At 70.8% G+C, this 9,390-nt stretch carries 13 protein-coding genes and 1 pseudogene; 7 read left to right on the forward strand and 7 right to left on the reverse strand.

Translation table 11 applies throughout. The features are described from left to right. Window positions 1–535: ferric iron reductase (locus tag D471_RS0126660; RefSeq protein WP_241479727.1), on the reverse strand; the 535-nt coding region annotated here is incomplete at its 3' end. 134 nt (window positions 536–669) lie between these two features. Between D471_RS0126660 and D471_RS0126665 the strand changes: the two genes are divergently transcribed. From D471_RS0126665 to D471_RS0126675, 3 genes are read left to right on the forward strand one after another with little or no spacing between them, the layout of a single operon-like run. Next, window positions 670–2,067, forward strand: coding sequence for a sensor histidine kinase (locus D471_RS0126665; protein ID WP_017601442.1), 1,398 nt, complete (start codon window positions 670–672; stop codon window positions 2,065–2,067). Further along, window positions 2,055–2,765: a response regulator transcription factor gene (locus tag D471_RS0126670; protein ID WP_017601443.1), complete on the forward strand. Its 711-nt coding sequence runs from the start codon at window positions 2,055–2,057 to the stop codon at window positions 2,763–2,765. The genes D471_RS0126665 and D471_RS0126670 overlap by 13 nt, the downstream gene beginning before the upstream one ends. 46 nt (window positions 2,766–2,811) lie before the next feature. Then, window positions 2,812–3,789, forward strand: coding sequence for a DUF4097 family beta strand repeat-containing protein (locus D471_RS0126675; protein ID WP_017601444.1), 978 nt, complete (start codon window positions 2,812–2,814; stop codon window positions 3,787–3,789). Between the two features lies 1 nt (window position 3,790). Here D471_RS0126675 and D471_RS0126680 read toward each other — a convergent pair whose 3' ends face one another. After that, complete coding sequence (locus D471_RS0126680; protein WP_017601445.1) at window positions 3,791–4,171, reverse strand: hypothetical protein; 381 nt, start codon at window positions 4,169–4,171, stop codon at window positions 3,791–3,793. Between the two features lie 322 nt (window positions 4,172–4,493). Here D471_RS0126680 and D471_RS36400 point away from each other — a divergent pair, with 322 nt between their 5' ends. After that, the gene (locus D471_RS36400) at window positions 4,494–4,853 is read left to right on the forward strand and encodes a DUF397 domain-containing protein (protein WP_017601446.1); all 360 of its coding nucleotides are present in this window, start codon (window positions 4,494–4,496) and stop codon (window positions 4,851–4,853) included. A gap of 45 nt (window positions 4,854–4,898) precedes the next feature. Here the strand turns inward: D471_RS36400 and D471_RS42105 are convergent, their stop codons facing one another. Both D471_RS42105 and D471_RS42110 read right to left on the reverse strand, forming a co-directional pair. Continuing rightward, entirely contained in the window at window positions 4,899–5,150 is a 252-nt protein-coding gene (locus tag D471_RS42105; protein WP_193789792.1) for a hypothetical protein, read from the reverse strand. Next, window positions 5,147–5,419 (reverse strand): hypothetical protein, encoded by a 273-nt coding sequence (locus tag D471_RS42110; RefSeq protein ID WP_193789793.1) that lies wholly within the window; start codon window positions 5,417–5,419, stop codon window positions 5,147–5,149. The genes D471_RS42105 and D471_RS42110 overlap by 4 nt, the downstream gene beginning before the upstream one ends. A gap of 270 nt (window positions 5,420–5,689) precedes the next feature. Here D471_RS42110 and D471_RS42685 point away from each other — a divergent pair. After that, window positions 5,690–6,049, forward strand: a pseudogene (locus tag D471_RS42685) (hypothetical protein); the annotation flags it as partial. 80 nt (window positions 6,050–6,129) lie between these two features. Here D471_RS42685 and D471_RS0126705 read toward each other — a convergent pair. From D471_RS0126705 to D471_RS0126715, 3 genes are all read right to left on the reverse strand, one after another. Next, a complete protein-coding gene (locus D471_RS0126705; protein WP_017601450.1) occupies window positions 6,130–6,828 on the reverse strand; it encodes a Crp/Fnr family transcriptional regulator in 699 nt (232 codons plus the stop codon). A gap of 59 nt (window positions 6,829–6,887) precedes the next feature. Further along, window positions 6,888–7,322 carry a hypothetical protein gene (locus D471_RS0126710; RefSeq protein ID WP_017601451.1) on the reverse strand — a complete coding sequence of 145 codons (435 nt, stop codon included), beginning with the start codon at window positions 7,320–7,322 and terminating at the stop codon, window positions 6,888–6,890. Window positions 7,323–7,668: 346 nt separating this feature from the next. Continuing rightward, window positions 7,669–8,403 carry a Crp/Fnr family transcriptional regulator gene (locus D471_RS0126715; RefSeq protein ID WP_026128106.1) on the reverse strand — a complete coding sequence of 245 codons (735 nt, stop codon included), beginning with the start codon at window positions 8,401–8,403 and terminating at the stop codon, window positions 7,669–7,671. Window positions 8,404–8,625: 222 nt separating this feature from the next. Between D471_RS0126715 and D471_RS0126720 the strand changes: the two genes are divergently transcribed. Continuing rightward, window positions 8,626–9,060: a hypothetical protein gene (locus D471_RS0126720; RefSeq protein WP_017601453.1), complete on the forward strand. Its 435-nt coding sequence runs from the start codon at window positions 8,626–8,628 to the stop codon at window positions 9,058–9,060. A 2-nt stretch (window positions 9,061–9,062) separates the two neighbouring features. After that, window positions 9,063–9,320 (forward strand): hypothetical protein, encoded by a 258-nt coding sequence (locus tag D471_RS0126725; RefSeq protein ID WP_017601454.1) that lies wholly within the window; start codon window positions 9,063–9,065, stop codon window positions 9,318–9,320. The last annotated feature ends 70 nt before the right edge of the window (window positions 9,321–9,390 follow it).

The raw sequence follows: 9,390 nt of genomic DNA on the forward strand, positions 1-9,390 counted from the left end.
CCAGTTCCTCCGCCGCCGGGCGCACACTGGGGCGGTCGGCCCCCAGCGCCCGGACCGAACCGGCCAGGGCCGCCGCGGTGTTGCCGCGCAACAGTCCGGGCGCGACCCTGCCGACCTTGGGCAGGACGTGGGCGATGCGGCCCATCACCCCCGCGACGACGGTCTCCTCGACCCAGTCGGCCAGTTCCCCGACGGGAGCGGTCTCGGCGTACTCCTGGTCCGTGCGCAGCACCACCGGGCCCTCACGCTCGGGATCGTGGTGGAATCGTGCCGCGTCCAGCAGGACACCGTGGCACAGTCCGGCGGCCAACACGGGGGAGAGCAGCCGCGTGGCCAGCCCCTGGTGGAGGATCGACGCCGCCACCCGCCACTCCACGTCCTCGGGCCCCTGGCCCGACATCGCGGCGAGCTGGGCACGCACCCGGTCCACCTCCGCGGCGATCACGCGTTCGGAGGCACCCGACCCGTCCAGCGCACGCCACCGTGGACCCGGCGCCTCCCGCTCCAGCCGGAACAGCATGTTGATCCGTCCCACCTCGGCCAAGACCGGCCTTACCCAAACGTGAGCCATACCGGACGCGCCTCCCCTTCCCGGTGGTGCTGTCACTACCGTGACTCCACGTGCTGACGGCCTCGTCGTAGGAGGGCCGTGATCACTACGTTTGTTCTGTGACCGGCCCCGACATCCCCACCACCGCCACGGACGGCCAGAGCGAGTCCCTGGTGTCCGCGTTGGCGAACCTGTCCCATGCCGCCGAAGCCTACGGGAGGACCTGGCGGGTGCGGATGGTCGCGGTGCTGCACCTGATGACGTCTTTCACACTGGCCCCGCTCTACCTGCTGCCGGGGCTGGTGCTCGTGCTGTCGGCCACCTGGATCGGTCTCACCCTCATCCTGCCCTGGCTGCCCAACCCGCCGTCGGTCGGCCCCGTCCCCGTCTTCCCGTGGGCGCCCCTCGCCGTCCTGCTGGCGGTCACGGCGTCCCCACTGGCCAGGCTGGCGTGCCGGGTGCAGCACGGCCGCTTAGGGGCGGTGTTCGGGATCGTGGAGAGTCAACCACCCGATCCCCTGCCCTCCAACGGCGTCCCCAGGCGGGTGGTGGGGTTCCTGTTCGGCCGCGAGGCCTGGACCCGGGTGGGGCGCAGCGTCGTCGCCGGTGTGCACGCCCTGTTGTCGGGAGCGCTCGTGGTGGCCTTGGTGGTGGGTGGCGGAGCCGGGGCGGCGGGCGCGCTCCTGGGCGTGATGTACGCGCTGGTCCTGGGTTCGCCGGGGGAGGTGGCCGGTCTGTTGGGCCTGGTCGTGGCCGGGCCTCTCGCGGCCCTGGCCGGGCTGAGCCTGGCACCGTACCTGGTGGCCACGGAGGTCATGCTGCACCGGGCCCTGCACCTGGACGCTCCCGAGGTCCGGGTCATCCGTCGGCTGATGCACGTCCAGGACAGCCGCCTGCGCATGGTCGACGCCGCCGAGGCGGAGCGGCGGCGGATCGAGCGGGACCTGCACGACGGAGCCCAGCAGCGGTTGCTCGCGCTCTCCATGACCCTGACCCGGACCCGCACCCAGCTGGCGCGCGACCCCGACCGCGCCCTGGAACTCATCACCGAGGCCCAGCGGGAGTCCAAGGAGGTCATGGAGGAGCTGCGTCAGGTGGCCCGGGGCCTGCACCCCCGCGTGCTCACCGACCACGGTCTGCCTTCCGCCCTGCCGGTGGCCGCGGGACGGTCACCGGTCCCGGTGGAGGTCGACGTGGAGCTCGAGGAGCGCCCCTCCCAGCGGGCCGAGGGGGTCGCCTACTACGTGGTGTGCGAGGCGCTGACCAACGTGGCCAAACACGCCTCGGCGGAGCGGGTCGCCGTGCGCGCCCGGCGGGTGGCCGCCCTGGCCGCACGGGGCGGTTTCCTGCTGCGGGTCACCGTGGCCGACGACGGCTCCGGCGGCGCCGATCCCGAGGGCGGAAGCGGTCTGTACGGGCTGTGGGACCGTGTGGACGCCGTCGACGGAACACTGACCGTCCACAGTCCGGCCGGTGGGGGAACCACCCTGACCGCAGACATCCCATGGGAGGCGTGAACGTGCACGGCACGTCGAGTACGGGCGGGTCCCAGGCGGGCCCGCGGGTCATCATCGCCGAGGACTCGGTGCTGCTGCGCAGCGGTATGGCCCGGCTTCTGGAGGACGCGGGTGTGGAGGTGGTCGACCAGGTGGGGGACGCCGAGGCCCTGCTGGCGTCGGTGGCGGCCCACCCCGACGTCGACCTGTGCCTGGTGGACATCCGTATGCCGCCGACCTACTCGGAGGAGGGTATCCAGGCCGGGATACGCATCCGCCGGGAGCACCCGGGGGTGGCGGTGCTGCTGCTGTCGCAACACGTGGTCAGCCGGTACGCGGCCGACCTTCTGGGCGGCGGCTCCACCAGGGTCGGCTACCTGCTCAAGGATCGGGTGGCCGACATCGAGGAGTTCCTCACCGTCCTGCGCCGGGTGGCGGAGGGGGGAGCGGCCATCGACCCGGAGGTGGTCTCCCAGCTGCTCAGCCGTCGTCGTGACAGCGCCCTGGAGCGGCTCACCCCTCGGGAGGCCGAGGTGCTGGAGGTGATGGCGGAGGGACTCAACAACGCGGGGATCGCGGCACGGTTGACCGTGACCGAGCGCGCGGTCGAAAAGCACATCCGCTCGATCTTCACCAAGCTCGACCTGGGCCAGGACGACCACGACCACCGCAGGGTCCAGGCGGTCCTGCGGTACCTGCGTGGCGGCGAACAGACCTGATCCGACGACACGGAGGAAGGCGTGGGCCTTCCGGGAGGGAAACGACGTGACATTCAAGGCACGGGGTCTGTACGCCTCGTCGAGCAAGGAGCCGGGCGGGTTCCGCGCGGGACCGTGGATGCTGTTGGGCGCCGTGCTCGTGGTGGTGCTGATCGGCGTCACCGTGGTCTCGGTCCTGGGCAACGTGGCCGTGGACCGGGACAGCCGGAGAGACTCGTTCCCGGGCGTGGCCTCCCTGGAGGTCGACAACGAGACCGACGGCGAGGTGGTCCTCGTCGGCACTGACGGGAACGAGGTGACCGTGGACCGCAGCCTGCGAGGCGGTCCGCTCAAGGCCCCCCACGAGGAGATCGACGCGGGCGGCGGGGAGGAGCTGTCCCTGAACGCCGAGTGCGAGGGCGTGCCGTTCCTCGGCATGTGCGAGGTCAACTACGAGATCGCGGTGCCCGAGGGGACGTTGGTGGACGTGGAGACCACCAGCGGCCGGATCCGGGTGGACAACGTCAACGGTGCGCTGGACCTGTCGAGCACCAGCGGTGCGGTGATGGTGAGCGACAACGTCGGTGACGTGTCGGTCTCCTCGACCGCCGGCGGTGTGGAGCTGTCCGGTGTGGAGGGCTCGGTCGCGGTCGAGACCGTCTCGGGCGGAATCGCGGCCTCCGGGTCGGGGGAGTCACTGGACGTGGAGTCGGTCTCCGGCGCCGTGGACGTGTCGGGGTTCACCGCTCGGGTGGTGGAGGCTGAGGCCACCAGCGGGGCCGTCGTCGTGGGCGGAGGCTTCACGTCGGCTGAGGTGTCGACGACCTCGGGCGGCGTCGAGGTGAGCACGGACGTCCCCTTCGAGCTGCTGTCGGTGGACTCCACCAGCGGTTCGGTCCGGTTGCGGGTCCCTGAGGGCTCCTACGCGGTGACCGGGGAGTCGGGGACGGGAGGGCGTGACATCGGTGTGGACACCTCCTCTGACGCCGGGGCTCGCATCGAGGTCAACACGGGCAGCGGTTCGGTGGAGGTCAGGGAGTCCTGAGTCATCGTTCGAAGCGCAGCGCCGCCCAGTCCGAGTCGATGGGGACCTGGGCGGTGCTGCGCCATCCGGCCTCGCGGAGCACGGCCCATCCCTGGTCGGCGGTCAGGTCGGTGATGATGGTGCCGCCGCGTTGGGGGAAGCACATCCACAGCCGAGTGCGGGGACCGGCCGCGTCCATGGCCGTGGGTGCCTCGCGGGTGACCGTGCCCCGGTCCAGGGCGAACAGGTGGATGTCGTCGTAGTCGGCGCCCTCGATGAGACCCAGGTCGATGTGGATGTCCTGCGGTGGCTCCAGGAGGCGCAGGTAGCGTTCGGGCGCGTTGAGGACGAGCAGCCGGTCCCCGGGACGCACCCCCATCCTCTGGGCGAGTGTGTCCGACATTCCCCCTCCGTTCGGTGACCCGCGCGAGCGGCCCTGCGATCCTTCCGACACCGTACGGGTCCTGGGCGCCGAAACCGAGCGGCATCCCCCACTCGACCACGACATGACCGGATTTTTAGCATGCCCCGGGTTGTGGTGTTCGACGAGACTGGCCAACTCCTGTAAGACCAGGTCAAAAGCACTACGCAGCTTTGGAAGTCGCTTCACTTCCAGGATCTCGGCGTGGATCTGGAGCACACCTGGAGCGGATCCCGGGGGTTCCCCCGAAGGAACCGGAACGAGTAAGCAGACCAAAACGGGTACGGGGCTCCCGCCCGAGGCGATGGGCAACGAGAAGTGGCACGACACCACTCACGCGGTGTGGATGCGCTCCTCGCTGTCCAACCCCGGCTCCGAGGCGATCGTGGAAGTCGCCGAGTTCGACGACGGCTTCCGCGCGGTCCGTGACGGCAAGAGCCCGGAGAAGGGCACGCTGTTCTTCACCCCCGCCGAGTGGGAGGCGTTCGTCCTGGGCGCCCGCGACGGGGAGTTCGACATCCCCGGGGAGTACCTCACCGAGGAGGAACGTCGGATCCAGAACCGCGAGGTCGATGTCGAGGCCGCCTGGGTTCCCTCCCCGCTGAACACCCCGGAGGCGATGGCCGCCTACCACCGCCGCGAAGCGGCGTCGCAGGACAACTGAGCTGCTGATGGGTGGCCCGCTCTCTTGACGGGGCACCCACTCGTGCTACCGGCAGCGGGTCAGTCGGCGTACCGAGTGGTCGTAGACCCCTTGGGCAAGGGGGATCGTGTCGATGCGCACCCGTTCGTCGGTGGCGTGCAGAGCACCGTTGCGGGGTGGGCCGAACAGCAGCCGGTAGTGGACCAGTGTTGGCCGGACGGCGAGCGCCTTCTCGATGACCTCCAGGTAGGCGACGTCCCGGGACCGGGATCCGGTCACAGCCAGGTGGGACTCGGCCGCACGAACGACCTCCATCATGGCTTCCGCAGGCGGCGGGGGCCGCTGACGAGCTGGGGCGTGTCCTGAGCGGTGGCCGCACGGTTGTCCTGGTGGGTGAACAACTCCTCGACCGGTTGGCCGTAGTAGCCGGCGAGCAGGGCTCGGTAGCGGCGGCTGGTGGTGTGGCGGCTGCGCTCCCACCCGGAGAGCATGCTCGGGGTGACCTCGCTGGAGCCCGTGGGGAAGCGGCGCCGGAACTCGTGGGTTTTCTCACCGGTCCACATCAGTTCGTACCACTGGGCGTCCAAGGCCATCACCACCCGAACCGGCTCGGGGGGCGGGGACGGTCACGTCGAACAGGGCGTCGTCCACAGCGGGTTCCTCACAAGGGCGGTAGGGGCCACGGTAACGGCGGACACGGCCGGGGCGCAGGCGGTTGCCGCAACACCCCGCTTGTCCATGACCTGTCCACCTCGCGTGGACACGGAGTGAACAGGCCCGTGGCCAACCGGTGATCTGGCCCGGAGCCCGGCGGCGAGTGACCCTGAGACCACCGCCGCTACCGGTTGGAGGTCACCGTGCACCACCCCCCACTCACCATCGGGTTCCCCCGTGAGTCCGGTCCCGATGAGCGCCGCACCCTGCTCACGCCCCACCCGGCCCGCACCCTGTCCGACGCCGGGTTCGACCTGATCGCTGAACCGGGCCTCGGAGCGGGGATCGACCAGGACGACACCGTCCTGCCCGGTGTCCAGTTCTGCCCGGCCGAGCAGGTGTGGGCCGCCCCGCTCATCCTGCGCTACAGACCGGGCCCAGCCAGCGATCTGGACAACCTCGCCTCGGGGCAGGCCATCGGCGCGATCTTCCACGCCGAAGGCGACCCCGCCATGATCACCGCCCTCACCGGCAGCGGTGCGACCGCGTTCAGCTACGAGTTCCTGCGGGAGGACGACCACTTCCCCCTCGCTGTGGCGGGAGGCCGCATCGCCGGAACCCTGGCTGTGCACGTCGTCGGCCCTCACACCGCCCACACGCCCGAACGGCCCCGGTCAGCGAACATCGACAGCCCTGGCCGGTCGAGGACCAGGAGTGTTCCCCGGCGTGGGCGTACCAGACGCCGTCGCGCCAGCTCTCCCAGTGCCCGCGTGGTGCGTTCCCTGGTGGTGCCGGTCAGACGGGACAGCTGCTCGTGGGTCAGGCGCACCGCGACGGGTCGGTGCCCGGGGTCGAGCGGCTCGACGAGCCTGCACAGCGTGGCCGCGGTGCGTTCGGGGACATTCTTTCCCACGGTGTCGGTCAGCCGCTCCTCCAGATCCGTGATGCGCGCTCCCAACTGCTCGATGAGCCGTACGGCCACCCGCGGATCCCACAGCAGGAGCCGCCGGACGTCGTCGGCGCTCATCACACACAACTGGCCCTCGGCGACGGCCTCACACCACGTGCCGCCCATGCGCAGTCCCAGCAGGGCCATGTGCCCGAACACGGACCCGGGCCCGGCGATGGCGGTGGTGACGGTCCGCCCGTCCTCCAGGACCTGGAAGAGCCGGACGTGTCCGCGCTTGACGACGTAGAGGGCCTCCAACGTCTCGTGGGGGACGCGGACCGTCTGGCCCGGCCAGATCGAACGCAGAGGGACGCGGGCGCTGATCTCCTCCATCCGCTCCCGTTCCAGATCCTGGAACAGCGCGGTCTCGGACAGGCACCAGTGATCAGTCACGGCCGCTCCGCTCGTGGTCGGCACGGACGGAGCGGTGGATGTGCGGGATCCTCACGCCGTCAGGCCTCGCTCCGGCTCAGTCCGTACAGCGCCAGAGCCGCGACCAGGCCGTAGGCGAGGTGACCCATGAGGCTCATCATGGCTGTCGCGTTCATGGGGAACAGCGGCATGCCGAGCATGGCGGGCATCAGGATCAGTGCGCCGAGGACCCACCACGCGGCGCCGTAGACCAGCCCCGCCGCGATGGTCACGCCCACCCGGTCGGCGATGGCACCGGCCAGCAACCCGAACACCAGACCGATGGCGGCGGAGATCGCCAGGTGGATCACCGCGCCGACCAGGGCGCTCTGGCTGCCGACGAGCATGGCCACCATCGGGAGCATGCCGGACATGGCCATGAGCACGCCGAAGACCACACCTCCGGCGAGCCCGGCGACGACGCCCCGCCAAGCGTGGGTGAGCGCGTGCGAGCGCGCGTGCGCGATCGTCGACATGACGACACCTCCGTGTGTTCGGTCCGCCCCACGCGTGGACCCACCGGGGCGCGGAACGTTCACCAGCCAGCCCATCACAGTGGGCCCGGGTCGGGTCGGAGGCTGTCAGCGGTCTGACACTCTCGTACTCTCACGCCCCGTACCGGGCGGACGGGCCACCACCCTGGTCAGGGGGAGAGGGAGGGTTCGGCCGGGCGCTGTCCACCGTGCCAGTGACCACGCGCCCCGGTCCATCCGCGGGCCGAGGACCCGCCGTTGTCGTGACAGGGGCGGTCCACTGGAAGCGCGCCGGGTAGTCGGCCCAGGCATGGTCGTCCATCGACCACCTCCAGCGCGGTCCCGTGGATCAGGCGCGGCCGTGCACGCGGCGTACCAGCCCACGACGGTCGACCAGGTCGATCGCCGCGTAGCGGACCCCGATCAGACCGGCCTTCTCGAACTCCTTGAGGACCTTGTTCAGCGACGGTCTGCGCACCCCCAGCATGGCGGCCAGGGTGCGTTGGGGAAGCTCGACGACGTCCCCGTCGGCCTCGTCCAACAGCAGCTGTGCCGTCTGCTGGGTGAGGGAGCGGCCGAGCAGTCCGAGGATGCGCATGTGGCTGGTGTTGAGACGTTCGGCCACACTCGACAGCCAGCGCCGGGCCACGGCCGGGTGCGTGGCCAGCAGCCGCTCGAACTCCTCGGAGTCCAGTTCCAGGATCTCGGCGTCCTCCAGGGCCCGGCCGGTGTAGGGCAGGGGCATGTCCAACAGGAGTTGGATGTCGCCGTCCACGTCCCCGGGGCGCAGGATCTGCACCACGACCCGGCCCGGCCCGGATCCGGCCGTCAGTTCGACGTGGCCCGAGCGCACGATCCACACCCCGGCCGTGTGCGGTTTGGCGCCGAACACCAGTCCGGCGCGGGGCACGCTGCGCCTGCGCAGGATCGACGCGAGCGCGGAGACGTCGTCCCCGGTCAGGGGCGTGGCGTGGCCACGACCCACACAGCGGGCGACCCAGGCGGCCTGCTGCAGGCGGGGGTCCTCACGACCACCGAGCATGCTCAGGGCGCGGTTCATGGCCGCTGGTGTCTGTGGGGACATGGGGATCACGGTTCCTCGTCGCCAGAGGGCGTGTCCTTCGGCGGGGCGCGCCGTGCGGACGGTCGTCTCGGTTGGACGTTATCCCACGTTGGGGCGGCGCACGCGGTTTCCCGGGGATTCGGCGTTGTGTGCCCGCGGGCACAGACGCGGCGCCGGGGCGGTCGGTTGTGTGGGACGCGCAACGTTCACCGGGGCCCCGCCCCGGACCCGACGGAGGTAAAGATGTCGACCATCGCCCAATCCCCCACCCCACTGGTGACCCGTGTGTGGCGAGGCGCCGTCGCCGGTGTCGGCGGCGGGATCGTCTTCGGAATGCTCATGGCCATGATGGGGATGCTGCCCATGATCGCCGGCATGGTGGGCAGCGACAGCGCCCTGGTCGGCATGGTGGTGCACCTGGCCATCTCGGCGGTGATCGGCGCCGGGTTCGGCCTGGTGGCCGGACCCCTGGCCGACCGCCTCGGCGCGGTCCTCGCGGCCGGGGCGGGCTACGGAGTGCTGTGGTGGGTGCTCGGCCCGCTGGTGGCGATGCCCATGATGATGGGGATGCCGCTGTTCATGATCAACCAGATGACGATGATGAGCCTGATGGGGCACGTGATCTACGGCCTGGTGACGGCCGGGGTGCTGTTCGTGCTCAGCCGCCGAAAGAGCTGAGGATGCCGCCGCTGCGCGTGTTCGTGGCCCCGGGCTGTACGGGCTGTGTACGCGCGTTGGAGTTGTCCGCGTTCGTGGAGCGGCGACGTCCGACCCACCCCGTGGAGATCGTCGATCTGACCGATCCCCGGGCCCGGGTCCCCGACACCGTGGTGGGGACCCCCGCCTTCCTGATCGGGGACCGCCTGTTCTCCCTGGGCAACCCGGCTCCGGAGCGGCTCCTGGCGGAGCTCGACCGCCTCACCGAGGCGACGGAGTGAAGCGGCCGCCCTGTTCGGACGTTGAACACGAAGCGGGCCGCCCGGAGGAGATCTCCTCCGGGCGGCCCGT

Source organism: Nocardiopsis lucentensis DSM 44048 (assembly GCF_000341125.1).
In the GTDB taxonomy this organism is placed as follows: Bacteria; Actinomycetota; Actinomycetes; order Streptosporangiales; family Streptosporangiaceae; genus Nocardiopsis; species Nocardiopsis lucentensis.

Bases quoted from the DNA above. Each gene is read 5' to 3' on its own strand.
- D471_RS0126670 (WP_017601443.1), top strand. From the start codon at position 2,055: ATGGGAGGCGTGAACGTGCACGGCACGTCGAGTACGGGCGGGTCCCAG.
- D471_RS0126680 (WP_017601445.1), bottom strand. From the start codon at position 4,171: ATGTCGGACACACTCGCCCAGAGGATGGGGGTGCGTCCCGGGGACCGG.
- D471_RS36400 (WP_017601446.1), top strand. From the start codon at position 4,494: ATGGGCAACGAGAAGTGGCACGACACCACTCACGCGGTGTGGATGCGC.
- D471_RS42105 (WP_193789792.1), bottom strand. From the start codon at position 5,150: ATGATGGAGGTCGTTCGTGCGGCCGAGTCCCACCTGGCTGTGACCGGA.
- D471_RS0126710 (WP_017601451.1), bottom strand. From the start codon at position 7,322: ATGTCGACGATCGCGCACGCGCGCTCGCACGCGCTCACCCACGCTTGG.
- D471_RS0126715 (WP_026128106.1), bottom strand. From the start codon at position 8,403: ATGTCCCCACAGACACCAGCGGCCATGAACCGCGCCCTGAGCATGCTC.
- D471_RS0126720 (WP_017601453.1), top strand. From the start codon at position 8,626: ATGTCGACCATCGCCCAATCCCCCACCCCACTGGTGACCCGTGTGTGG.
- D471_RS0126725 (WP_017601454.1), top strand. From the start codon at position 9,063: ATGCCGCCGCTGCGCGTGTTCGTGGCCCCGGGCTGTACGGGCTGTGTA.